At 55.5% G+C, this 25,076-nt stretch carries 20 protein-coding genes and 1 tRNA gene; 10 read left to right on the forward strand and 11 right to left on the reverse strand.

What is annotated here, in order from left to right; translation table 11 throughout:
- Positions 1 to 92 precede the first annotated feature (92 nt).
- The 3 genes from BLR44_RS04895 to BLR44_RS04905 all read left to right on the forward strand — a co-directional run bounded on the left by BLR44_RS04895 (position 93) and on the right by BLR44_RS04905 (position 2,822).
- The gene (locus BLR44_RS04895; protein ID WP_089679845.1) at positions 93 to 1,721 is read left to right on the forward strand and encodes an acyl-CoA carboxylase subunit beta; all 1,629 of its coding nucleotides are present in this window, start codon (positions 93 to 95) and stop codon (positions 1,719 to 1,721) included.
- 29 nt (positions 1,722 to 1,750) lie between these two features.
- Positions 1,751 to 2,602, forward strand: coding sequence for a transglutaminase-like domain-containing protein (locus BLR44_RS04900; protein ID WP_089679847.1), 852 nt, complete (start codon positions 1,751 to 1,753; stop codon positions 2,600 to 2,602).
- A gap of 146 nt (positions 2,603 to 2,748) precedes the next feature.
- A tRNA-Ile gene (locus tag BLR44_RS04905) sits at positions 2,749 to 2,822 on the forward strand.
- Positions 2,823 to 2,883: 61 nt separating this feature from the next.
- Here BLR44_RS04905 and BLR44_RS04910 read toward each other — a convergent pair.
- The 5 genes from BLR44_RS04910 to BLR44_RS04930 form a co-directional block, all read right to left on the reverse strand.
- Entirely contained in the window at positions 2,884 to 4,095 is a 1,212-nt protein-coding gene (locus tag BLR44_RS04910; RefSeq protein ID WP_089679849.1) for an MFS transporter, read from the reverse strand.
- A 59-nt stretch (positions 4,096 to 4,154) separates the two neighbouring features.
- Positions 4,155 to 4,868 carry a hypothetical protein gene (locus tag BLR44_RS04915; RefSeq protein WP_089679852.1) on the reverse strand — a complete coding sequence of 238 codons (714 nt, stop codon included), beginning with the start codon at positions 4,866 to 4,868 and terminating at the stop codon, positions 4,155 to 4,157.
- Between the two features lie 422 nt (positions 4,869 to 5,290).
- The gene (locus BLR44_RS04920) at positions 5,291 to 6,394 is read right to left on the reverse strand and encodes a glycoside hydrolase family 130 protein (RefSeq protein WP_089679854.1); all 1,104 of its coding nucleotides are present in this window, start codon (positions 6,392 to 6,394) and stop codon (positions 5,291 to 5,293) included.
- 192 nt (positions 6,395 to 6,586) lie between these two features.
- Positions 6,587 to 8,101 carry a RagB/SusD family nutrient uptake outer membrane protein gene (locus tag BLR44_RS04925; protein ID WP_089679857.1) on the reverse strand — a complete coding sequence of 505 codons (1,515 nt, stop codon included), beginning with the start codon at positions 8,099 to 8,101 and terminating at the stop codon, positions 6,587 to 6,589.
- Positions 8,102 to 8,135: 34 nt separating this feature from the next.
- Positions 8,136 to 11,222, reverse strand: coding sequence for a SusC/RagA family TonB-linked outer membrane protein (locus tag BLR44_RS04930; RefSeq protein WP_089679858.1), 3,087 nt, complete (start codon positions 11,220 to 11,222; stop codon positions 8,136 to 8,138).
- 336 nt (positions 11,223 to 11,558) lie between these two features.
- Here BLR44_RS04930 and BLR44_RS04935 point away from each other — a divergent pair, with 336 nt between their 5' ends.
- Positions 11,559 to 12,245, forward strand: coding sequence for a response regulator transcription factor (locus tag BLR44_RS04935; RefSeq protein ID WP_089679860.1), 687 nt, complete (start codon positions 11,559 to 11,561; stop codon positions 12,243 to 12,245).
- Positions 12,242 to 13,612: a HAMP domain-containing sensor histidine kinase gene (locus BLR44_RS04940; protein ID WP_089679861.1), complete on the forward strand. Its 1,371-nt coding sequence runs from the start codon at positions 12,242 to 12,244 to the stop codon at positions 13,610 to 13,612. The genes BLR44_RS04935 and BLR44_RS04940 overlap by 4 nt, the downstream gene beginning before the upstream one ends.
- A 114-nt stretch (positions 13,613 to 13,726) precedes the next feature.
- Here BLR44_RS04940 and BLR44_RS04945 read toward each other — a convergent pair whose 3' ends face one another.
- The 4 genes from BLR44_RS04945 to BLR44_RS04960 form a co-directional block, all read right to left on the reverse strand.
- Complete coding sequence (locus BLR44_RS04945) at positions 13,727 to 14,632, reverse strand: bestrophin family protein (RefSeq protein WP_089679863.1); 906 nt, start codon at positions 14,630 to 14,632, stop codon at positions 13,727 to 13,729.
- A 104-nt stretch (positions 14,633 to 14,736) separates the two neighbouring features.
- Positions 14,737 to 15,591 (reverse strand): universal stress protein, encoded by an 855-nt coding sequence (locus BLR44_RS04950; RefSeq protein WP_089679865.1) that lies wholly within the window; start codon positions 15,589 to 15,591, stop codon positions 14,737 to 14,739.
- A 171-nt stretch (positions 15,592 to 15,762) separates the two neighbouring features.
- A complete protein-coding gene (gene icd, locus BLR44_RS04955; protein WP_089679867.1) occupies positions 15,763 to 16,989 on the reverse strand; it encodes an NADP-dependent isocitrate dehydrogenase in 1,227 nt (408 codons plus the stop codon).
- Between the two features lie 150 nt (positions 16,990 to 17,139).
- Positions 17,140 to 18,096: a DMT family transporter gene (locus BLR44_RS04960; protein WP_089679869.1), complete on the reverse strand. Its 957-nt coding sequence runs from the start codon at positions 18,094 to 18,096 to the stop codon at positions 17,140 to 17,142.
- A gap of 130 nt (positions 18,097 to 18,226) precedes the next feature.
- On the opposite strand from BLR44_RS04960, the gene BLR44_RS04965 reads away from it, so the two are divergent.
- From BLR44_RS04965 to BLR44_RS04985, 5 genes are all read left to right on the forward strand, one after another.
- The gene (locus BLR44_RS04965) at positions 18,227 to 18,832 is read left to right on the forward strand and encodes a DNA-3-methyladenine glycosylase (protein WP_245705977.1); all 606 of its coding nucleotides are present in this window, start codon (positions 18,227 to 18,229) and stop codon (positions 18,830 to 18,832) included.
- 168 nt (positions 18,833 to 19,000) lie between these two features.
- Positions 19,001 to 19,447: an arsenate reductase/protein-tyrosine-phosphatase family protein gene (locus tag BLR44_RS04970; protein ID WP_089679873.1), complete on the forward strand. Its 447-nt coding sequence runs from the start codon at positions 19,001 to 19,003 to the stop codon at positions 19,445 to 19,447.
- A 101-nt stretch (positions 19,448 to 19,548) separates the two neighbouring features.
- The gene (locus BLR44_RS04975) at positions 19,549 to 20,781 is read left to right on the forward strand and encodes a saccharopine dehydrogenase family protein (protein WP_089679875.1); all 1,233 of its coding nucleotides are present in this window, start codon (positions 19,549 to 19,551) and stop codon (positions 20,779 to 20,781) included.
- Positions 20,782 to 21,128: 347 nt separating this feature from the next.
- Complete coding sequence (locus tag BLR44_RS04980) at positions 21,129 to 21,584, forward strand: hypothetical protein (RefSeq protein ID WP_089679877.1); 456 nt, start codon at positions 21,129 to 21,131, stop codon at positions 21,582 to 21,584.
- Positions 21,584 to 22,486 carry a hypothetical protein gene (locus BLR44_RS04985; RefSeq protein ID WP_089679879.1) on the forward strand — a complete coding sequence of 301 codons (903 nt, stop codon included), beginning with the start codon at positions 21,584 to 21,586 and terminating at the stop codon, positions 22,484 to 22,486. The genes BLR44_RS04980 and BLR44_RS04985 overlap by 1 nt, the downstream gene beginning before the upstream one ends.
- Before the next feature lie 531 nt (positions 22,487 to 23,017).
- Here the strand turns inward: BLR44_RS04985 and BLR44_RS04990 are convergent.
- Both BLR44_RS04990 and BLR44_RS04995 read right to left on the reverse strand, forming a co-directional pair.
- Entirely contained in the window at positions 23,018 to 23,917 is a 900-nt protein-coding gene (locus tag BLR44_RS04990; RefSeq protein ID WP_089679881.1) for a hypothetical protein, read from the reverse strand.
- Positions 23,918 to 24,414: 497 nt separating this feature from the next.
- Positions 24,415 to 25,056, reverse strand: coding sequence for a recombinase family protein (locus tag BLR44_RS04995; RefSeq protein ID WP_089679883.1), 642 nt, complete (start codon positions 25,054 to 25,056; stop codon positions 24,415 to 24,417).
- Positions 25,057 to 25,076 lie beyond the last annotated feature (20 nt).

Consider the following 25,076-nt stretch of genomic DNA (forward strand, 5'->3'; position numbering starts at 1 on the left):
TGGACAACGGGCGGAGGCAAACTTCCGCCCGTTCTTTTTTAGGAGGAACGGCTATCTTCGCAGTAGCCAAACACCGAACGAAACCCCACCTCATGGACCTGGAATTCAACCGTAACGAAGACGTTTACAAGCAGCTGTTGTTCCGCCTCCGCAACCACGAAAAACGCGTGTGGAAAGGCGGCGGCACCAAAAAGATTGAGGCGCATCACGCCAAAGGAAAACTGACGGCCCGGGAGCGGATCGAGTATCTGCTCGACGAAGGAGCCGATTTTCTGGAAATCGGGGCGTTTGCGGGCGAAGGCATGTACGAAGAATTTGGGGGGTGTCCATCGGGCGGGGTGGTGACCGGTGTCGGTTACGTGCAGGGGCGTCTTTGCATGGTGGTGGCCAACGACGCCACCGTGAAGGCCGGAGCGTGGTTCCCCATCACGGCTAAGAAAAACCTGCGTGCCCAGGAAATTGCGATGGAAAATCGCCTGCCGATCATTTACCTGGTCGACAGCGCAGGCGTGTTCCTGCCTTTGCAGGAGGACGTGTTTCCCGACAAAGAACATTTCGGGCGCATCTTCCGCAACAACGCGCGTCTTTCGTCAATGGGCATCATTCAGATTGCCGCCATTATGGGCTCGTGTGTGGCCGGAGGGGCGTACCTGCCGATCATGTCCGACGAAGCCATGATCGTCGACAAGACAGGTTCCATCTTCCTGGCCGGATCGTACCTGGTGAAGGCAGCCATTGGCGAGGACGTGGACAACGAGACGCTCGGCGGGGCCACCACGCACTGCGAAATTTCGGGTGTGACGGACTACAAGTTCGAGAACGATCAGTCGTGTCTGGACTACATCCGCAGCCTGATGGGCAAAGTCGGTGAACCCGATCGTGCCGGGTTTAACCGGACCGCGCCTGCCCTGCCTAAAAAAGATCCACAGGAAATTTATGGGCTGTTGCCCGCCGATCCACTGAAGCCCTACGACATGCGCGAAATCATCGAACGGCTGGTCGACGACTCGCTGTTCGAAGAATATAAGCAGGAATACGGCAAAACGCTGCTGTGCGGAACGGCCCGCATCGACGGCTGGGCCATCGGCATTGTGGCCAACCAACGCAAGGTGGTCAAGACCCGCAAGGGCGAAGTGCAGATGGGCGGCGTCATCTATTCCGACTCGGCCGACAAGGCGGCGCGCTTCATTATGAACTGCAACCAAAAAAAGATACCGCTCTTGTTTTTACAGGACGTCACCGGCTTTATGGTCGGGAGCCGCGCCGAACAGGGCGGTATTATCAAAGACGGGGCGAAAATGGTGAACGCCGTGGCCAACTCGGTCGTCCCGAAATTCACGGTCATCGTGGGCAATTCGTACGGTGCGGGCAACTACGCCATGTGCGGAAAAGCGTACGATCCACGCTTGATTTACGCCTGGCCTTCGGCACAAATGGCGGTGATGAGTGGGGCCTCGGCGGCCAAAACGCTCCTGCAGATCAAAGTCGCCGGACTTAAAGCCAAAGGGGAGGAGATCAAGCCCGAGGTAGAGAAGCAACTGCTGGAAGAAATCACCAACCGGTATCAGGAACAGCTTTCGCCCTATTTTGCCGCCGCCCGGCTGTGGGTGGATGGCATCATCGACCCGCTGCAAACCCGCCGCATGGTTTCGATGGGCATCGAAGCCGCGAATCAGGCACCGCTTACGTCGCAATTTAATGTAGGCGTGATACAGACCTGAACCAGAAATTTTCGTAAATTTTTTTCATGATGGAAGAAAAGGAACTCCGAGCACTGGTATCCCTGCTCAGCGATGAAGATGAGGAGGTGTTGAGCCATGTGGAACAAAAGATTATTTCGCTGGGCGATCCTGTGATCCCGTACCTGGAAAGTGAGTGGGAGAGCAATTTCAATCCGTACGTGCAAAAGCGGATCGAGGACCTGATTCACCACCTGCAGTATTCGGTGCTGGAGAAAAAGCTACGGGCCTGGAAAGAGGGCGGTGCCGAAGATCTGCTGGAAGGACTGTGGCTGATTGCTACGTACCAGTATCCTGACCTGGAATACAGCAAGTTGCGGAAGGAGATGGAGCAGATCTATTACGAAACGTGGCTGGAGATGAAAAACGACATCCACCCGTTCGACCAGATTCGCATCCTGAACGACGTGCTGTTCGGCAAGTTGAAGTTCAGCGCCAATACGAAGAACTTCCACGCGCCCAACAATTCGATGCTCAACATCGTGCTCGAATCGCACAAGGGCAACCCCATTTCGTTGTGTGCGGTCTACATGCTGGTGGCGCAACGCCTCAAGCTGCCCGTCTACGGCGTCAACTTGCCCAACCTGTTCGTACTGACGTACAAATCGCGCGAGTTGCAGTTCTACATCAACGCTTTTAACCGGGGGCTGATTTTCTACAAATCTGACATCGACAACTACATCTCGCACCTGAACCTGGCAAAGATGGACTTGTTTTACGAGCCTTGTTCGAACCTCGACATCATCCGGCGCATGTTGCGCAATCTGATTATCTCGTTCGAAAAGCTGGGCGAGAAAGAAAAGATGGAGGAAATCAAGCGTCTGGTCGACGTGATCACCGACGAAAGCGACGTGAACTACTAGAAATCACGTTTGAAATACACCATGATAAGGACTTCTGCGGAGGTCCTTTTTTGTTTGACCGACGTACCGTAAGTTTGCCACATGCACGCACCGACCGCTTCTTTTTTCCGAATACGTCAGACACCACTTCTGTGTCTTGATGCATTCGGGGTGTAGCTCAGTCGGTTAGAGCGGCAATCTTATACGTTGATGGACGCGCGTTCGAGTCGCGCCACCCCGACTTTCTTCTTTTACTTTCTTTTCTACTTATCAGGTGCGGACCTGGGTGCACGCGAGGAGCCTTACTGTGCTACCTGAAACGCCGCCCGCCGCCGCACAAAGAACAGCGCCGGAAGCAGGCAACTGACTCCTCCGATGAGGACGGTGATCGGTGCGCCGATCTGGTCGGCAAAAAAGCCCATCAGCAGGCTGCCGACCGTGATGGCTCCCATGAAGGAAGTGATGTAGAGGCTGAGGACCCGTCCGCGCTTGTCGTCCGACGAAAGGGTTTGCAGCAAGGTGTTAGCGCAGGTGAAAATCATGACCCGCCCGACGCCCGAGATGACGAGCGCGCCCAGGGCAAACACCAGCGAACCCGATAGCGCAAAGGCCGTAACCCCTACCGCGAAAATGAGCGTAGCGGTAAACAGGATGCGCTCCAGCCCACCGGCTTCTTTGCGGTTGCCGAAATAGAGGGCACCCAGAATGGAACCGGCTCCGATGGCGCTGGTCAGGTACCCGAAGCCTGTCGCCCCGACGTGAAGCACTTCGTTGGCAAAAACGGGCAGCAGCACGTTAAAGGAAATGCCCAGCAGGCTAACGGTGGCGACCAGAATCAGGATCAGACGAATCGGGACAAAATGATAGGCGTAGCGCACGCCCTCCGTAAACTGGTGTCGGAAGCTGCCTATGGCCGGCGAAGGCGATTCGGTGACGTGGGCATTCAGCCAGAGAAAAATACCCGCAATGAGGAAACTCACCGTGGCGTAGGTAACAAAACAGAGGGCTTCGCCGATCAGCGGAATCAACATGCCGGCGATGGCCGGGCCCACAATCCGTGACGTGTTGAACAGCGTGGAATTCAGAGCAATGGCATTGGACAGGATGGACTTGTCTTCGACAATGTCGTTGACCAGCGCCTGCCGCGCCGGAATCTCCATGCCTTTGGCCGCACCCAGGACGATCTGTAAACCGATCATGTGCATCACCGTAATCACCTCGGTCCAGGTGAGCACCGCCAGCAGCAGCGAGGCCAAAGCCAAAACGCTGTGGTAGAGGGCCAGCATGCGTCCCTTCGGATAACGGTCGGCGGCTACACCCGCCAGCGGCCCCATGGCGAACGCGGCGCCCTGTCGCACGAACGTGACCACGCCCAGTAACCAGGCCGAATCGGTCAGGCGGTAGGCTAGCCACGCAATGGCGACTTCCTGCATCATGTTGCCAAGGCTGGAGAGCGCCTGGCCGGTAAAATAAAAACGGAAATTACGGTAGCGTAGCGCGCTGAGAATACTCATGAAAAAAGTGACAGATTAGCGAGGTCTCCTTTTTCTCAACGTGCGAACGCCCAAGAAGTTCACGGGCGAAGCGCCGCCTGGGGCTCCTGCGCCATCAGGTGTTCGTAGTAGACCAGCATCGTCAGAAACTCGCTGGGCCGCTGAAACTGGATTTTGCGGGCGCGGGCGTAGTTAGTCAGCGCTTCTTTGCGGTCGGCCAGGAAGCCGTACAGGCGCTTCGAAACGTATTTTTTGTACAGCAGGCCTTTGGTGCATCGGACGGGACGCGCGTCGGGCTGTGTACGGATCAGGTAAAAGTCAGCGTGCAACTCGGTCTTCTTCAAGTATTTCTGGGTGAGGGCATTGCCTTCGATATTCTCTTCCAGTTTCGAAGACGTGATCCGCTCCCACGAGCGATTTTGTTTCCAGCGCACCAGGCGCGGCAACACCTTGCCCAGCAGGGCCACGTGTTTGCCCTCGAAAAACACTTCGAAAAACAGCGGCACTTCGTAGTGGTTGCCCATGGCATCGTAAGTGTACGTACGAAAACGCCGCACTTCGCCCGACAGGGTATCCTGCAAGACAAACGACGCCACCGTCTGCGAGGTGTAGGTGTGCCACGTGCCACGTTCGCGTAAAATCAGCACATCCTCGTCCACATGGTACGATACTTCACCGGTGATGGTGTCGCCTGCATTGGTCACTACCCAGCCTTTGCACCAGTGCGAATGGGTGAATTGGGCTGCCAGGGGCGAACAGACAAGCGAAACGAGAAGAAGCATCAAAAAGCGCATGAAATCAGGGGAAAGCGGTGGAAAATGACTGAAGCCAAGTAACAGAGATATCGCCTAAGTTGCTGGGGTTCAGTAGCTTGTACACCACCCTTGTAGGGTTGCTTCCGGGATAGCGCCTGGCACAGGATTCGTACGGAAAATGGAGGGCGCGGCGGGAACGCAAGAAAAACGGGGGCGTCTATTGTTGTATTACCCGCAATGACTCAAAACAACGACCCATGCGAAACAGGCGTCCCGCACACCGAGGAAGGTCCGTGTGTGAAGGTGTAAGGCACGACCAGAAATCGGCATCGCCGCCGCCGAATGCGCGGCCGCACCCTGAAGCGGCAGGACGTGAGGTTTTGAGAATCGCGTCGTGATTTTCGAAGAATCAGACCGTATTGCGGAGGAATCTGGAAAAATGCACCCTTTGAAGGGAGCCGTTACTCAGGAAGTGGCGCCCGGGCTACCGCAATTTTGGAGTCGGCGGTGCCGTAATACAGAAACCAATACCCTTTGTAAGGCACCAATCCTTCGGCAAAGCAGACCCGTCCCACCTGCCCGTGGACTTCGTACGGCGCTTCCGGATACAGAAAATACGTATCGGCGCGTTCCAGGAGTTGGGCCGGGTTTTCGGCGTCGAACAGCGCTTGGCCCGCGGCGTAGGTCCCTTCCGGAATGTGCGGAGCGCCCCCCTGATCCGGAGCCAGGTTCATGCTGTTGTAAATCAACACGATGCCGCGGTCGGTCAGCAGCGCCGGCGGCCCGGATTCGACCAGGCGACTGTCAAATTGCTGCGGACGCGGCGACAGCACCGAAACCAGGCCACTGTCGGCTTCCAGCGGTGTCCAGTGAATCAGGTCGGGCGACGTCGCCAGGTAGAGGTCGGTATCGCCCCAGTACATCCAGTAGCGGTTCTGAAGTTGGGTGGCGATCAGTCGACTCCCTTCGCGTCGGCACACGATGGCCCCCGATTTGCCCCAGAGGTTGCGGTACTGCGGCGCTGAAAACGCCAATCCCTGTTTCTGCCAGTGGACCAGGTCGGGCGATGTGGCCACACACAGGCGCGCCGTTTCGCCGTCGTACGACGTGTAGGTCAGGTAGTACCGCCCCGCTTCGTCTTCGACAATGCGCGGATCTTCGCAGCCGCCTTCGCCTTCGTAGGGCTGGAGCGCGTCGTCGGCCGGATACAACACCGGCGAGGGACGTTTGACGAAGTGCAGGCCGTCGGTACTAGCCGCCAGGCCGATCCGCGACGTACCGGCATGGCGCCCGACGGTATCTTCCGCCCGGAAGAGCAGAAAAAGAGTGTCGTGCCGCACTACCGCCGCCGGGTTAAACACATCTTTCAGCGCCCACTGGACCGAATCGCCGCGAAGGGAATCGTAGAAAACCAAGGAAGCATCGGGCTCCATCACCGGATTGGCGGCATCGACTTTGGCAAAGCCGGTCAGTTGCCAGGTTTCCGTCGCGGTGGTGGTGTCGGGGGCAGGGGCGAAGCGGCAGCCCGCCAGCAGCAGGGCGAAGAAGTAGGTGGTATAACGCATCGTACAGTACTGGAAATAGGAAAAGCGCCTGGCGCTTTACTCTATAAAAGCACGAGTCGGGTTTTTGTACCTACCGGTTGCCCGACCCGCGGTGTGAATGGGCAGTTTTTTGAGGTGGGTTGCCCCTCTATAAACACAGAGGAGCGACTTCTGTACAAAGTCGCTCCTCGGATACATGATTCGGTGACGCGATCAGTAACCAGGATTCTGGTCGGCATCCGTCAAGCCCGGGTTGTTCAACATCTCGTCCAGCGGGAGGGGCCAGATGAACAACGGATTATCGTACGCCAGCGCGTGATCGTAGGTGATCGGGCTGGCACCGGTATAAAAATCAATGGAAGTAACCGAACGCGACTGCGCTTTTTCGGGAATTCCCGCCATCAGGCCTTCGCCCGCTAGCCGGTGAATGTCCATCCACCGTTTGCCTTCCGCCAGAAACTCGATGCGACGTTCCTGCCAGATGCCTTCCAGCACACCGGCCTGCGTCCCGCCAAGGCTGGCGGCGGTATACGAGGCGGCGCCGTCGGGCAGGGCGCGGTCGCGCACCTGATTAAGGAGCGTCACGGCCATGTCGAGTTCATTCTGACGGGCATACGCTTCGGCAGCGTTCAAGACCACTTCCGCATACCGCAGCAGCGGCGTGGGGTCGTCGTATACGCCGTAGGCGTCGTACTTCGCGGTATAGATGCCGTTGGCCGCTTCCGTCGTCAGCAGCGTACGCCGTAGGTCACCTTCCAGCCAGAAATCGGCCTGCCAGATGACCGGACTGACTTTCACCAGGCCGCGCCCGCCCAGTTCGGGGTTGCCGTACATGCTGACCAGCGCGCCGTTGACACCCGGGTTCGAGGCCGCCGAGTTTTCCAGCGAAAAAATGTTCTCGGACGAGTTATCTGACGTAAACGGTCCGTCGGGGCTTTCGGTCAGGGCGTAGAGCGTCGTTAGCTTTTCGTATTCGGCAATGACGCCGGGCCAGTCGCCCATGTGCAGTTTAACGCGCGACTTGAGGGCAATGGCGGCTCCTTTTTGCGCCCGGAACACGTTGCTGCCGTTTTCCAGAAGGCTTTCGGCTTCGTCGAGGTCGGCCAGAAGTTGGGTATAGTCGGCCTGCACAGTGCCTCGCTGAACGGCTTCGCCATCGCTCACCTTGCTCACGTCGTTGATGGCAAACGTACGGTAGAGAATGCCCGGGCTCGAGGGGTCATCCGTGTAGGGACGGCTGAAGTGCACCAACAGTTCGTGGTGCGACAGCGCCCGCAGAAATAGCACTTCCCCGCGGTACACGTTGGCCGCTTCGGCCGTAATGACGCCGCTTTCCTGAGCCGTGGCGACGCCCTCCAGCACCACGTTGCAGCGGTTGATCAGGCGGTAGAGCCCCACCCACATCCCGTTGTTGTTGGCCGTGGTCGGTGTCCAGGCGTTGGTGTAGGTGATTTCGTAGAACAACTGGTCGTTGTACATGTCTTCACCTTTCATGTCTCCCTGTTCGGTCGAGGCCGCCCCGAACGGGTAGCCGCGCTGCACAGTGGTACCGTAATAGCCCTGTTGGGCGGCTTCGTACACGCCGACTACTGCGGCCTCAACGCGCGAGGCATCGGCAAAGGCTTCGCTTTCCGGCAAAAAGTTGGCCGGTGTGAGGTCGGTTACCTGGCATCCGCCCAACGCAAAGACCAGGGTCAGACTTACAAGTTGCTTTATTTTTGGAATCATGATGTTCTGTTGAGATGTAATAAGGACGGAGGGTTTAGAAGCCGATGTTGATCCCGGCTGACCAGGTGCGGATGATCGGCGCGACGTTCCAGTCTACGCCGTATTGCAGCTGCGACGAGTACTGGTTCAGCTCCGGATCGAGCCCCGAGTACTTGGAGAACGTCAGCAGGTTCTGCACCTGTGCGAACGCCCGTACGGAGGTGATGGTCGTGCCGAACAGCGACGACAACACGTCGGACGGCACCCGGTAGCCCAGCACGATGTTTTGCACCCGCAGGAAATCGCCTTTTTCGACAAAGCGCGAGTTTGCGGCCCCCGTCTGCCACATATTGGCGTCCTGACCCGAGTAAAGCTTCGGCACGTCGGCCTCGTCGCCGCTTTCCGTCCACCGGCCGAGGATCGACGCGTGGTTGTTGGCAAAGCCCTGCCCCAGCAGGCCGCGCAAGCTTTCGTTCATGATGTAGTTGCCGCCCGAATAGCGCAGGAACACCTCCAGGTCGAAACTCCCCAATCGGAACTGGTTGCTCCAGCCGCCCTGCCATTTGGGTAGCGTGTTGCCCAGAAAGGTAAGGTCGGCGCCGCCGGGGCCTGTGCTGGTCTGCGAAATGTCGGCCGGGTTGGCCGGGTCGTAAACACGCCAGCCCAAATTGCCCTGTTGCAGGTTGTACTGAACCACAGAACCGTCGGCTTTCTCGTACATCGGATTGCCGTTGGAAGAGTTCACCCCGGCCCACTGGTAGCCGTACAGCTGCGCGATCGAGCTGCCCTCTTCGGTGCGGTTGTAAGTGCTGGTGAGGGGATTGACCAGGCGGGTCACCTCGTTACGGATGGTCGTAAAGTTGAAGTCGGTCGTCCACGAGAACGTACCTTTTTCCAGCACGTTGGCTTGCAGGCGCAACTCCAGCCCCTGGTTGTACATGGCACCAACGTTCTGCGTAATGCTGTTGCTGGGCACCCCCAGCGACGGCGCGACCGGCGCGTCCAGAACCAGATTGTCGATGTTGTTGCGGAACACATCGGCCGTGAGCGTAAACCGTTCGATGGTCAGGTCCAGCCCGATGTTGTATTTCTTCGACGATTCCCACTGCAGGTCCGAGTTCGCCACCTGGTTGAACGCGATGCCCGGATTCGGACCGTACAACACCGCCCCAAAGCCCCCTACATAGGGGAAGGCCCCGATTTCTACGTTGCCCACCTCTGCGTATGAGGCGCGGAGTTTCAGGTCGCGCACCAGCGTGCTGTTGAAGAACTCCTCTTCTGAAATGCGCCAGCCGATCGACCCTCCCGGGAAGGTGCCGCGCCGGTTGGCCAGTGGCAGCGACGAAATGCCGTCGTTACGCAGTGCTACCGACAACAGGTACCGGCCTTTGAAGTTGTAGTTGAGGCGCCCGAAATACGAGTCGAAGCCCGTCTGGCTGAAGCCCCCCGAAATGGTCTGTGTGCCGTAAGAGCCGGAAATCAGGTTCCGCTGCTGGTAGAAACGGTCCGAAAACCCTTGCCCTACCGCACCGAAGTTATACGTGTTGGTCAGCTGATATTCCGCGCCGACGGTCACGTCCAGGTGATGCGCCTCGCCCAGCGTGGTCTGGTAGTTCAAGGTATTTTGCCAGTTCCAACGGTAGGCTGGGTTAAACTCCTGAGAAGCGTACCCGTTCCGTCCACGTCCGTCGCCGTGGCGGGGGTCCCACGACAGAAAATCGTCCGAGAGGGTGACGTCGGTACCGACCTGAGTCCGCGCCCGCAAGCCCTTCACAATCTCCAGCTCGCCGTAGACGCTGCCCAGCAGGCGGTGGTTACGGTTGCGGTAGACGTTGTTGGCCAGCACGAACGCAATGTTCGGGATGTTGTTATCGACCGTCGCCAGGTTGTTTCCAATGCCGAGCGTGCTGCCGTCCGGCTGCACGTTGAACCCGTCGAAAGCGGTGTTGGTAGGATCGAGAATGCTGACGTTTGGCAGCATCCGCGTCGCGTTGTAGACGGCTCCCGAAAGTGAGTTGGCGCCGTTGTTCAGGCCGTTGATGGTCGTGAACGCGTACGAAAGGCTGGTGCCCAGCTTCAGGCGCTCTTTGATGGTGTGGTCTACATTGGCCCGGAACGAGTAACGCTGCAGGTCGTTGGCAATCAGCGCCGAGTTCTGGTCGGTGAAGCCCAACGAGAAAAAGAATTGCGTCGCCTCGGAACCTCCGCGGAACGAAAGGCTGTGCTGTTGCACACCGCCTTTGCGGAAAATGTAGTCCTGCCAGTCGGTGTTTTCGCCGGGTTGGGCCAGCGCAGTGGCACCTGCATTGGTACGTTTCTCGTTGGCGATGGTCACAAATTCGTCGCCTGTGAGCAGATCGAACCGGCTGACCTCTTCGTTAAAACCCGCGCTGACGTTGTAGCTGATCTGGGTTTTGCCGGCCGTGCCACGCTTGGTCGTAATCAGAAGCACCCCGTTGGCCGCCCGCGAACCGTAAATCGCGGTAGCCGACCCGTCTTTCAGCACCTCGAACGAGGCGATGTCGGCCGGGTTGATGTTGGCCAGTGGGTTCGCCGGTACAATGCCCGAGCGGTCGTCGGTCACCACCGGGACGCCGTCGATGACGATCAGCGGATCGGCCCCGGACGTCAGCGAGTTGACTCCCCGGATGCGAATGAGCGGAGCCTGTCCCAGCACGCCGCCCGGCGTCGTAATCTGCACGCCAGGCGCGCGGCCCGCCAGTTGCGATTCGAACGATGGCGTTACCAGGTTCTCGATGGCTTCGCCGCGTACGGATGCTACTGAGCCGGTCAGGTCGCGTCGTTCCTGCGTTCCGTAACCAATCACGACCACTTCGTTCAGTTGCGCGATGTCTTCCTCCAGGGTGACGTCGAGCGTCGAGCGGTTGTTGATGGCGACTTCCTGAGTGACAAAGCCGATGAAGCTGTACACCAGGACTTTGGCGTCGGCTGGAACTTCCAGCGTGTAAGCGCCCGAGACGTCGGTGATGGTACCGACGGTGCTGCCTTTTACCGAAACGTTGACGCCCGGCAGCACACCGTTGTCGGTGCCGGAACGGACAACGCCGCTGATTTGACGGCCTTGCGCCATCACGCAAGCGGAAGCGAAAAGCGTCAGGATTAACAGTAAGGTTTTCCTCATGAGAGCAAAAAAGGGTTTGAAAAAATTGATAACTAGAAAAGTGAATAGAATGAAAACCAAAAGTATTCCCCCGGCCGAGGTGATGGTCCGGGGGAGCTTTATATATGCAATATATTTAACAACTGCGCAATAAAAGCAAGTTTTGAGAAAATATTATTCTGAATAAGTGTCCATTTATTTTAATATGCTAAAAATGCGGTGTTGGGATATGCCGAAAAACGGGGGAGTATAGTATATGGGGTGGAGGGGAAGGGATCCCTGAGCAAAACGCAAATGCAGGCGGCTAACCAAGTGCCAGACTTGTAAGTTTACACTGGAAAAGGAGCATCATTCTTTATGAAGATACTGGTCGTAGAAGACGAACCTGCCGTCGCCTCGCTGATCCGGCGGGGACTGACGGAAGAAGGACACGAAGTGAGTGTGGCGATGGACGGCACGACGGGCTGGACGATGGCCACCGGCGATCCGTTCGACGCCATCATTCTGGACCTGATGCTGCCGGGCATGAACGGCATGGAATTTTGCCGGCAGTTGCGTGCGGGACACAACCAGACGCCCGTTATCATGCTGACGGCGCTGGGAACGACCGAGAACGTGGTGGCCGGACTGAACCACGGGGCCGACGATTACCTGGTCAAGCCCTTTAAGTTTTCGGAGCTGTTGGCGCGGCTGGCAGCTGTGACGCGGCGGGTGCAGCGGCATGCGTCGTCGGCCAACGTGCTGCGGCTGGAAGACCTGGAAGTCGACATCGACGCGAAACTGGTGCGGCGCGGGGGCGAAAAAATCAACCTGACGGCTACCGAATACCGCCTGTTGGAGTACCTGATGAAACAGAAAGGGCGTGTGCTGACGCGAATCAACCTGCTGGAAAACGTGTGGGACATCAACTTCGAGTTGGGTACCAACGTGGTCGATGTGTACATCAACTACCTGCGGAAGAAGGTCGACAAAGGATTTAAGTCCAAGTTGATTCATACGGTGGTAGGCATGGGGTACGTGTTACGAAAAGAAGAAGAAGCATGACGATCCGCAACAAAATCGCGCTGACCTTCTCGCTGATGACCGGGACACTCATCCTGGTGCTGAGCGTGTTTTTGTACCTGTTCGTCGCGCGGTTCGGGCAACAGGCCTTTATGAGCCGGGTGCGGGAACGTGCCTACATTGCCGCCCGCACGCAATTGGAAGACGACGAGCGGAACGTGGCGATTTACAAAGATGTACGGCAGAACCAGCTCCAGACCCTGCCCGACGAGGAAGACTACATTCTGTCGGCCAATCCTTCCGAACGGCACCGTCAGGAAAACGAGGAGCTGCATGCCCTGCCCACCTGGTTTTATGAAGAGGCGCTGAGTGAAGGTGACGCTGAGTTTCATCAGAAAAACAATTTTTATGTGGGCATCCATTACCCCACTCATCAGGGAGATCACCTCGTGCTGGTGCGCGCCCGCGATACGTACGGCGCACAGAGCCTCGCCACGCTGCGGCACATTCTGTTCACCGGCTTTGCGCTGAGTCTGATCCTGACGTTTGTGCTGGGGCGCGTGTTTTCCCACCAGATCATTCAGCCCATCGCCCGGATCATTACCAACGTCAACCGCATCGGAGCCTCGAACCTGCACCTGCGGCTCGATACCGGGAACGGCAAAGACGAACTGGCCGAACTGTCGCAGACGTTCAACCGGATGCTCGATCGCCTCGAAACGGCCTTCGAACTGCAAAGCAACTTTGTCAGCAACGCCTCCCACGAACTGCGTACTCCTCTCACCACCGTGATGGGCGAAGCGGAGTTTGCCCTGAAGAAACCCCGCGAGGCCGAAGTCTACGTCACGTCGCTGGAAAACATCTACCGCGAGTCCTGTCGCCTCAACCAACTGACTTCCATGCTGTTGCGCCTTTCGCAAATCGGCTACGACGGGCAGAAACAACAAATGGCACCGGTCCGCCTCGACGAGCTGTTGCTCGAATTTAAGCGCAACCTCGACGAACGACTGCCCGACAACCAGGTGCGCCTGCGCTTCGAAGACCTTCCCGCCGAAGAAGAAGCCTTGCAGCTTATCTGCAACCAGGAGTGGATGGAACTGGCGCTGCACAACGTGGTGCACAACGGCATCAAGTATTCCGATAACCAACCCGTACAACTGGCGCTCTCGGCCGATGTCCACCAACAGATTATTACCGTACAGGACCGGGGCATCGGCGTAGCGCCGGAAGACCAGGACCATTTGTTCGAGCCCTTTTTCCGGGGGCAGAACGTAACTACCTACCAGGGCAACGGCATCGGACTGTCGCTGGCGGGCAAAATCATCCGTTCGTTTGGCGGACAAATCACCGTCGACTCCACGCTCGGGCAGGGCACAACGGTCACCATTGCCTTCCGCCGGGTTTCCTAACGCCCTGCGGGCGATTTTTCTAAACCGTGCCCCAGCGCTTGAGTCAACTACTATTTCCACTGAGGACATCGGCGCTGGCTAAGAAGACGATGACGTGGTGACTAACCCTCGGCATTACATCTGGTAATAAGTCTGTACTTCCGGTGTGGTTTGCGGGCGCTGGTCGTCCAGCATCTGACGTAGGTTCCGTTCGATGGTGTTGGCTATGGTGGTGACCGGCGTGTCGGTCGGCTTGTTTTCGAACGGGTCTTGTAGGTGCACGGCCATCTTCTCGATCAGGAAAAACGCCGCCGCAATGGCAATGACCAGCGGAATCTCGATCAAGCCGAAATAGTCGACCAACCCGAACGGCAGCAGCATGACGAAGAAGTAAAGCGACAAGTGCAGGTACAGGCTGTAGGTGGTCGGAAACACCGTGTTTTTAATTCGTTCGCATTTGCCCATCGAGTCGCACAGTTTGGTAAGGGTCTCGTCCAGTTGCACGTGTTGGTACGCGTTGATCAACCCCTCGTCCAGCCACCGGCGAATGTCGCGCCCGTGCAACAGCAGCAACGCATTGGGCTTGTTGTCGTGCTGTTCGATAAAATGCAGGTCCTCGGCACTCAGCAACGACCGGCAGCGTCCAATCGGGTCGAGGCCGCGCAGGGCCTGCCCCAGGCTGTGGCACCACGCCATCTGCCGTTTGACAAACTGCTCCTGCCACCGCAGCACTTCGACCGAGAACGTCGGGTCGTGTACGAACGTAAGCGCCTGACGTGTAAGAGAACGCGAATCGTTGACAATGGCACCCCAGATGATGCGGGCTTCCCACCAGCGGTCGTAGGCCTGGTTGGAACGGAACGCCAGCAGCAGCGAAATGGCCGTGCCCAGAATCATCGGGACCGACAACGGTACGGAAATATCTTCGTGGAAATCTTCGTCCAGGATGCCGATGATCACGGCATAGATCGAAACGAAAATCATTTCGTATTTGATCTTCCCAAAGACGTAGCTGATCGGGATGTGCTTCTTTAATAACATGAGTGGTCTGAAGAATCAACCCTCTTGCCCGGAGACAAGAGGGTGGGTTGAATGAACAGAAACTACGTGGTGGGATGGGGGGTAAGGTGATGGTGTAGAGGAAATTATGGGTGCATTAGCGAAAGCACTGGAATCTGAATCCGCTGCGGAATGATGGAAACGTCTTCGCGTTTGCTGAACATACTCTGCCAGAAGTTTTGCGCCGTCCGGATCTGCACGAGCAAACTCGGCTTGCGGAGCATGTGAAGTTCGCGCAGCAGTGCACGAAGCCCCTGGCGTATCGCGCCCCGCGTGCTCGGCTCGGCTGGCTCTTGCGGGGCCGCCGCATCTTCCGGCGCGGGTTCGTGGTGGGGCGGCCACTCGCGGGCGTTTTCCCAGGACAACGGCGTGGGTTCTGTTTCGCTGACCGAAATGAAAATCGGATTGGAATGCAGCCGGTTGAAAAGCTGATTGACCTGAAACTGACTCTGCTGAATCAACTCCATCGAGTTTTGTTCGCCCAACAGGGTGGCGAGTGTAATGTCGGCTGCAATCTCGTTGTCGGGCAGGTATAAGATGGGCGTGCTGCTTTGCTGCAGCTCGTGCATAAAGTGGTGGTACTCTTCCGGAAAGTATTTAGACCGCCGGGCCGGAATCACGACCAGGTCGGGGGTGATGTGTTCGAGCAGACGCTTTGCTAGCGGGCGCGATACGCCGTACTGGTGCGAAACGTCGACTTTGAGCAGTTGCCCCTGCGTTTCGGCCCGAAGTTTTTTGAGTTGTTCCTGAAACCACAGCGGAACGCGCTGTGCGTAGCGCTGGCTGCGTTGCAAAAAAAGAAGTTCGGTGATGGAGTCGGGGAGCGGAATCAGCCGGAGCAGCGTAACGTAACAGCGTTCGCCGTTCAGGAGCTGCACGGCGGCGCGTATGGCCTGAAGCGTATCTTTCGAAAAGTCGGTCGGAATCAAGATCGTACGCATAAGAAATCGCTTGGCAAAAAGTTCTCCGTAGTGTATGACTCAAAGAACGAACTCGCCGATTAGAGACCCCTTAGGCGCAGATTAGAATGTGATTAGAATTAGGGCAGCGCAGAAAAAATCCCTGCCCGGCGCCAGCCAGACAGGGACCCAATAATATATGAAGTCCGGGACTTACATGTTGTTGACGATCTCCTGACCGAACTCGCTACACTTCAGCAGCGTAGCGCCTTCCATCAGACGCTCGAAGTCGTACGTTACTTTTTTGGAGGCGATGGCCTTTTCCAACCCGCTGTAAATCAGGTCAGCGGCTTCTTGCCAGCCCATGTATTCCAGCATCAGTGCACCCGACAGGATGACGGAACCGGGGTTCACTTTGTCCTGGTTGGCGTACTTCGGCGCTGTGCCGTGCGTGGCTTCGAAAATGGCACTACCTTCTACGTAGTTGATGTTGGCACCCGGCGCAATGCCGATACCCCCAACGATGGCCGCCAGTGCGTCCGATACGTAGTCGCCGTTCAGGTTCAGCGTCGCGATGACCGAGTACTCGGCCGGGCGCAGCAGGATCTGCTGCAGGAAGGCGTCGGCAATCACGTCTTTGATGATGATCTTATGACCGTCCTTTTCGATGACCTGCCACGGACCACCTTCGTAGTCTTTCGCACCGTACTGGCTCTTCGCTACTTCGTAACCCCAGTCGCGGAACGCGCCTTCCGTGAACTTCATGATGTTCCCTTTGTGCACCAGCGTCACGCTGTCGCGCTTCTGCGCAAACGCGTAGTCGATGGCCGCTTTCACCAGGCGTTCGGTACCTTCCTGCGAAACGGGCTTGATGCCGAAGCCGGCCGATTCGGGGAAGCGTACTTTCTTATAACGGGCCGGGAAGTTTTCTTTCAGCAACTGCGAGAATTTCTTCTCGTCGTCGGTTCCTTGCTGGAACTCGATTCCGGCGTAAATGTCTTCCGTGTTTTCGCGGAAAATCACCATGTCGCACAGTTCCGGCTGTTTCACCGGCGAGGGCACACCCTGGAACCAACGCACCGGACGCACGCAAGCGTAAAGGTCGAGTTCCTGGCGCAGCGCTACGTTCAGCGACCGGATGCCACCACCCACCGGCGTGGTCAGCGGGCCTTTGATGCCCACCAGGTATTCGCGGAAGGCTTCGAGGGTTTCGTTGGGCATCCAGTTGCCCGTCTGGTTGAAGGCTTTCTCACCCGCCAGCACCTCTTTCCACTGGATTTTACGCTTGCCGCCGTAGGCTTTTTCTACCGCTGCGTCAAAAACCAATTGCGAAGCACGCCAGATGTCAGGACCGGTCCCGTCTCCTTCGATAAAAGGAATAACCGGCTGGTCAGGTACTTGGAGCTTACCGTTATTAATGGTGATTTTCTGATCGCTCATACCGATGTTGTATGGTTAAGGTTAGGTGATGGAATGAATTAAGTGGGCGCAAAGATAGACAAGGAAGGCCGAACGGAACGTACTCGCTTCTGTGAAACCCGTGTTAAGCTTTGGCGGGAAGGAAGCCCACCCCCCTGTACACCAAATTTTCTATGCATCGCGCCGGGCCAGCCCCGGTTTCTTGCCCCGTAGGGTGATGGTCAGCACCCCGGCCATGACCAGTGCCGTCCCGATCCACTGCAGAAAGACCAGCCGTTCGCCCAGAAACACGTACGCCAGCACGATGGTCGACACCGGCCCGATGCTCCCGATGATCGAAGCGTTGCCCGACCCGACGATGCGGATGCCTTCGGCCAGCAGAAAGGCGGGCAACACCGTAGCGATCAGCGCCATCAGGACAGCGAACCCGTATACGTCGCCGGGGAGTTCGGTCGGCAGCCCCGCATTGGTGACGGCGTAGTGGGTCAGCACCCCGAGGCATGCAATCGACATGGCGTACGACGTGTAGCGCGTGCTGCCCAGGCGGGGAATCAGGTGGCCGCTTCCCACCAGGTAAATAGCATAGGTGACCGCACTGGCAAAAACCAGCGCGCCGCCCAGCCAGAGGTTCCCGGGGGTGTCGCCCAGCGACTCGCCCGCGAAAGCCAGCCCGATGCCGAAATACGTCAGCAGCAATGCCAGGATCTGCACCGGCTGGATGCGTTGCCGCCCCATACCGGCGTTGATCAGCACTACGATGGTCGGATAGACGAACAGAATCAGGCGCTCCATGCTGGCCGAGACGTGTTGCAGCCCCAGGAAATCGAACAGGCTGGCCAGGTAATACCCCATCAGTCCCAGAAACACCAGTGTTGCCCAGTCGCGTCGGGTCAGGCGGGCGTTCCGGTGCCGGCGGCCCGTCCAGACGGCCGAGAGCAGAAAAAGCGGCAGGGAGAACAGCATCCGCAGGGCCAGGAGCGTAACGGGGTCGACCTCCGGAAAGCGGTAGGCCAACTTGACGAGGATGGCCTTGGACGAAAACGCCACGGCACTGAGTAGCGTCAGCAGTGCGCCCAGCAGATACTGGGTCGACGACGGCGCTTCGACGGTAGAAGGGGAGGAAGCCATGCGGGCAGCGGTTGGAAACAGTAAAGCTACGGCCCCTGGGCCGAACGCACCGCATAAAAACAGCCGGGTTAGGAAAGGTGGTCGCCTTTCGGAGCGTAGCCGAATGCCCGCTTTTTCCGTATGCTGTTCCGTGACTTCTTTCCAGAAACTTCCGTTAGCCTTTTACCGTCGCGACGACGTGGTGCAGATCGCCCGCGAATTGTTGGGCAAATACCTCGTCTCTCTGATCGACGGCCAGTACACCGCGGGGATGATCACCGAGACCGAAGCGTACCGTGGTGCCAGCGACCGCGCCTGCCACGCCTTTGGTCCCCGGCGGACCCCGCGTACGGAACTGATGTTCGGGCCGGGCGGAACGGCATATGTGTATTTATGCTACGGCCTGCACCACCTGTTCAACGTCGTGACCAACGAACGCGACCAGGCCGACGCCGTGCTGATCCGCGCGCTGGAACCTGCCGAGGGTGTGGAAGTGATGCAACAGCGCCGGAAGCAGAAAAAGGTGACGCCCAAGCTCACGGCGGGGCCAGGCAACGTGTCGTCGGCGCTGGGCATTCGCAAACAGCATTACGGCAACGACCTGACCGGCACGGAGCTCTGGATCGAAGACCGCGGCATTGTGATTCCCGAAGCCGACCTTGTGGATACGCCCCGCATCGGGGTGGACTATGCCGGCGACGACGCCCGGTTGCCCTGGCGGTTCACCATCCGGGGTAATCGCTGGGTAAGCCGGTAGACTACGGGCGTAAACTTCCGGGCACGCCACGTACGGACCAGGGCCTCGGCGACGTTCTTACAGAAAGCGAAATGCGCTTACTTTTTCACCATGACACAGCGCCGGCTATCTCCAACCTCTCCGGGTATTTACCGTAAAGAAGGGCTGGAGATGTCCGGATCCTAGCCTATGAAACGAATTTTGATCGTCGGCACGCACGACGCCACCCGCTCGCAAATGATGCACGGCTACCTGCGTGCCTACGCCCCGAATCTGGCGGAGGTCGCCACGGCCGGTCTGGACGTGCGGCGGATCAATCCGCGTGCGCTGGCCGCCATGCAGGTCGATGGCGTCAACATCAGCGAGCAAAGTACCACGCCCCTTTCGGCGTACCAGGGGCAAAAGTTCGACTACCTTATTACGGTAAGCCAGGAGGCATTCGACCGGCTGCCTCAGTCGTCGGCCAAGACGGAATTTATCCACTGCCCGCTGCCCGACCCGTCGGACCATGAGGGCGCTGAGGTCGACGAAGCCACGCTGGAGCGGGAATACGAGGCGTTGCGCAACGAGATCAAAGCCTTTGTGATCGAGTTTGTGGACATGTACCTCCGGCAGTCGGTCAACCAGGCGATGTAACAATTCGGTAATCGTGGGGTGGCCGCACACGTTTGGAGAACCACAGGGCCTCCCCCTACCTTTGCGCCAACCCATTTATTCACCCTCAATAGTTCTGACTCATGAGTAAAGTACTGATCATCGGAGCCGGAGGCGTCGGCAGTGTCGTCGTCCACAAATGCGCCGCCGTACCCGAGGTTTTTTCCGATATTCTGCTGGCCAGCCGAACCAAGGCCAAGTGTGACAAGATTGCGGCCAGCGTAGCCGAGCGGATTCCTAACGCGCCGCCCATCAAAACCGTGCAGGTCGATGCCGACAACGTGCCTGAACTGGTGGCGCTCATCCGCGATTTTCAGCCCAAGATGGTGATCAACGTGGCGTTGCCTTACCAGGACCTGACCATTATGGACGCCTGCCTCGAAACGGGGGTGCATTACCTGGATACGGCCAACTACGAGCCGAAAGACGTGGCAAAGTTTGAGTACAGCTGGCAGTGGGCGTATCAGGATCGCTTCAAAGAAGCCGGGCTGATGGCGCTGTTGGGCTGCGGGTTCGATCCGGGCGTGACGGGCGTCTTCACCGCCTACGCCGCCAAGCACCACTTCGACGAGATCCAGTACCTCGACATTGTGGACTGCAACGCCGGCGACCACGGCAAAGCGTTTGCGACCAACTTCAACCCTGAGATCAACATCCGTGAAATTACGCAGCACGGGCGTTATTGGGAGAACGGCGCGTGGCACGAAACCGAGCCGCTGTCGATCCACCAGCCCGTCGACTACCCCGAAGTCGGGCCGAAGGAGTCGTACCTGCTGTTCCACGAAGAGCTGGAGTCGCTGGTCAAAAACTTCCCGAGCCTGAAACGTGCGCGTTTTTGGATGACCTTCTCGCAAAATTACATCAACCACCTGCGCGTGCTCGAAAACGTGGGCATGACCCGCATCGATCCGGTGCGTTTCCAAGGACAGGACATCGTGCCGCTTGAGTTCCTGAAAGCAGTACTGCCCGAGCCGGCCTCGCTGGGCGAAGGCTACAAAGGCAAAACCTCAATCGGTTGCCAGATCAAAGGCCTGAAAAACGGCCAGGAACAGACGTACTTCATCTGGAACAACTGCGACCATGCGGCGGTGTATCAGGAGATCGGTGCGCAGGCGGTTTCGTACACGACGGGCGTGCCAGCCATGATCGGCGCGATGATGATGCTGACGGGCAAATGGATGAAGCCGGGCGTCTACAACGTCGAAGAGTTCGATCCCGATCCGTTCCTGGCGGTGCTGGGCACGTACGGTCTGCCCTGGCACGAAAAAGTCGATGCTGAGCTGGCCTTCGCCTATCCGGATGCCGTCGCCAAGTAATCCTTTTTAGAAAGTTGACGAATTTACGAGAATAGCCTCCGCTTGGGGGCTATTTTTTTATGCCTTCGTGGGGCGAAACGCATCGGATCGGCCGGTATTGTGCACAAAAGTTGGCCAATCGCTACATGCTCTAGAAAACCCACAAAATACTTCAGTCTTGACTTTCAGCCGGTTGTATACTTGCGATCTCGGATTTGTCCTATGACCGCTTCCCAGACAACGCTCCCGAAGTTGCAGAGGCGTGCCGAGTACTACATGTACGGCGTGTACATATAGCAAAATCTTCCTCCTGAACACACTGGAGGGGATTGATGGCCTGAGTAAACGATTATTGCCGATACTAGATTATGATTCGACACATCACCACCGCCGCGGTCGCAGTCCTCCTGCTGGCAGGATGCGAAAGCTACGAAAATCCCGCGCCCCCCACCATTCTTCAGGTCACTGCGAACGGGATCAACCTCACCACCAGTAACCAAACGCTGAAACTGAACGACGGCGACAGCCTGACGGTCAGCGTCGTGGCAGAAATTCCGCAGGAATACGAGACCTTCCGGGTCTATTGCAAAGCGCTGAAGAACGGCGGTAATGCCCAGGTTGAGCTGACCGAGCGCGCTACGGTAGAAATATCGTCGACAGAAACCGAGGCCAAGCGCATCACCTTCCGACAGGTAGTCGACAGCATTGCCTACCTGCCCAACGGAGCCATCGGCGGAGAATTCCGGGCACCGATCAGTTTTTCAATCATTGACAAAGAGTACCAGCAGGCGGCTGCCGTGGTGAACATAACCCCCAAGAATTGATGAAAACCCTACGAACACTTGCCGCGGCCATTGGCCTCTTGCTGACAGGTTATGCCGCTGAGGCACAAGTCTCGAATTGGTACGGCGTCGACCTCGGACGGATCGGCTACCGGCCTTTCCATGTAGAAACGAATCTGTACAAATACTACGCGTACGGATACGGAGAATACGAGCCGGGCGACACGCTGAAGGTGGGCACGATCGACATGTCGTTCGAAATCTTCAACAAGCACACCTATTTCTTTACGGACCTCTCGATTCTGCCCAACGCGATCATCAACCCTTCGCCGGGCAAAGGGTACGACATGGCCGAGGCCTTCCCGACCCGCCTGGCGTTCGGAACCCCGCTCGGCAACTACATAAACGTCTATGTCGGCGGCCAATGGATGTATTCGGTGATCGAATCGTTCGAAGGCAACAATCCCTCGAACGGGTATCCGCTGATTGTCGGAGGCAACCAGCGCGGCGCCGGAGCGCACTTCATCACAGGCTACCGAGGCTTTCACCTGCGCTACAGCTACATGTACGACTGGATTCGCCGGACCAAGCGTGCTTACAAAGGCATCGCTCAGACCCACGAATTTTCGCTAGCCGTTTCGCCCTTCAAAGGTTCGCCCATCGGGTTCATCACCCGCGCGGGATTCCGGAGCCGTGAGATGGAAGGCGGCCTCATGAACCCTCCGAAGAAGTACAACGACGCTTCCAGCGAGATGCCCATCCTGGTGCCTAAATTCCGCTCCAACGATTATTTCATTTCGTTCGGCATCTACATCGAAGGCTTGGTATCGGGCACCTCACGCGGCATTGCCAAGTCGGCGTACGAATTGAACAAAGATGTCAACCGCACCGAAAAAGGCTACGAATACAACAGCTACGAAAACCATAACCTGAAAAAGCCTTAATTCCCACAAACCCTATAAAAACAAAAGGCGCTTGGATCATATCCAAGCGCCTTTTTTATGGTGCAGAGGTTCATAATTCTCGTGCTAAGCTTGCTTTGTCATAGAAGGATCAAGAATCTGTTCTTTCTAGTTGTTTTGCGGGCTTCGGGCATTTGCCTGAACCCGTCTACAGTTAGCTAATGGAGGGCGATTTACTGAAGCGATATCGATTCTTAACTATAACTTGTTATGTATCGGAAAAAAGAGTTGCTTTAGACAGTACAAAAAAAGCCCAGGATAAAAGCCATACCGGAGCCTCAGGCAGGTTGGTAATCCGTCTATCCTTTTTTCAATACAAGCTTCAGAGAAACCTGGACAGAGACAAAAGGATAGTTCCGTCCTACAATTGTCTTGATGCACTACGCTGCGTTAAGCCACAGAGATTGTTATTGTTCTCTACCTTGTAAATGATTTGTGAGTGACAGTTAGGGCATACTGAGAAAGGTATTGAGTATGTCAGTCTATTGTTGTCTTCTAGCTACGTCGTCTCTATTAATTTCCTGAATTAAAACTTGTTATGCTAAATACGAAGAAGTTTGTCAGAATCCCAATTACTATTGAACCGATTACAATATTCCACAGTAGCTTTCTTCTTTCAACTATCTTCCTGTATTCCTCTGCCATATCTCCCCAATCAAAAACTGCTACAGGATAACATTGGGTTAGCAAATACCATAAAATTCCTAATATTGCTATTATCGGAATTATTATCATATAAGTTCTCCAATCTAAAAAGTACGTGCTTAGATTATCGAGAAAAGCATCTGGTGTTTCATTCTTGATGTTTATATCAAGTATTTTAAGCTGCGTCTCAAAAAGAAAATTTATTTTCTCCTCTACTGTCTTTGTATTTTTTGCTATTTCCGTCAAAGCGCTTCTGTCGGTAGCAGTAATATTGAGTTTCTCCTTTGTGTCGTTTTTTGTAACTACAAGCATCAGTGGAAAAACAAAGCTTATCATCAATAGAGAAATAAGTTTGAAAAAATTATCACTTTTTATTTTGTGAATTAGTGAAAATACTTTAGTCCTTTCAATTTGCTCGTCGATTTCAGCAAACAGTTCATTTGTCCAATCAAGATCTGTGCCTGTTACATCAACTCTTACGGCTGGCTTATCAGAGAAATATACTAACACTTCATTATCGTTTCCACTCCAATTAAGCTTAAGTTTTTCAGCCTTATTTTTTCTGCCGTTGTCAATCTGAAATATGTTGCTGAACTTATCGAACGTTAATTCCTTTTCATTGCTCAATATGAGCTTGAATTCGGTTTTAATAGAATCTATTCCCGCCTTCTTGAAATTAGTTTCTATAATATCATTAATTCTAACAGCTTTCGACTTATCTAAAACAAAACTGTTGGAGTAGAATTTGTTAATGTGTGTTTTATTCATATTTACTTTGTTACTGGTGGTAACGGATAATGAGTGTATTTGTAGCATACTGACTCATAGATCACATTATATCATGAACTAAGTTTATACACTATGTATGAAATATATCTTCTGGTAAGAAGTTAGCCTTAAATTTTCCGGATCGTAGCCGTGTATGTCGATTCTGATTAGCAATGATATACTATAGGAGTTACACACTCAGAAAAGGCGAAAGCTTTCCAAACGCTCTAAATAGGCTTTTCTATGGAGAATGCTAGTGAATAACATCTTACGAAAACGTCCTACAAGCATTATGGACGGGCTTTTCAGCAAGACTGCGTAACTCCTGTACTAATATTCTTGGTAACATCTATATACCTCTTTGGGTCTGACTGTGAGAGATATTCTTCCCATTTAATGTATAAAGATATCACCTATAGAAGAAAGTTTCTTCACTTTCTATAAAGGATAAGTATCAATCAAATTCCATAACCAGGCTTATACATTTATTTTATTTGTTAGGTAATTAAGCATTTCTGAAGCATCTTTTGTTTGACGCACTGGACCGTAAAGGTAGAACAGTTACACGCAGCAGCTACTTTACGAATTGGCACCCCCTTCACAAGCAAAGACACCGCAACTTTGTGTTTTTTCAGGTAGTCATCGGTTTTTGTATTGCTACCCTTAGGCCTACCGACATGCTTGCCCTTTCGTTTCGCCTCTGCCATGCCAGAACGAACCCGCTCGGAAAGCAGCTGGGTTTCCATTCTAGCTATATCCGCGAGTAAAGTAATAAGGAGTTGCCCCATGGAGTTTTCTGTACCATCTGATTTCAATGTATCTAATTGATAATTCATGATATGAAGGGAAACCTTATTTTCCTTCATATCATGAATCAGATTTAGCACTTCCCTTGTATCACGGCCAAGCCTAGACACTTCTGAAACAACTATCTTGGATAGCTTACCTGAAGCAATTACTTTACGTAAGAGAGCAACACCAGGACGTTTATCATTGGCTATGCGGCCAGAAATTTTCTCTGTAATTACATGATTAATATTCCAGCCGTTGCTTCGACAATAATCAGTAAGTTCATTTATTTGTCTGTTAGTGTCTTGCTTATCTACGGTAGACACTCTGGCAAAAAGAGCTACATTCATGATTAATTTAAATATGGAAA

This window comes from Catalinimonas alkaloidigena (assembly GCF_900100765.1).
Taxonomy (GTDB): Bacteria; Bacteroidota; Bacteroidia; order Cytophagales; family Flexibacteraceae; genus Mooreia; species Mooreia alkaloidigena.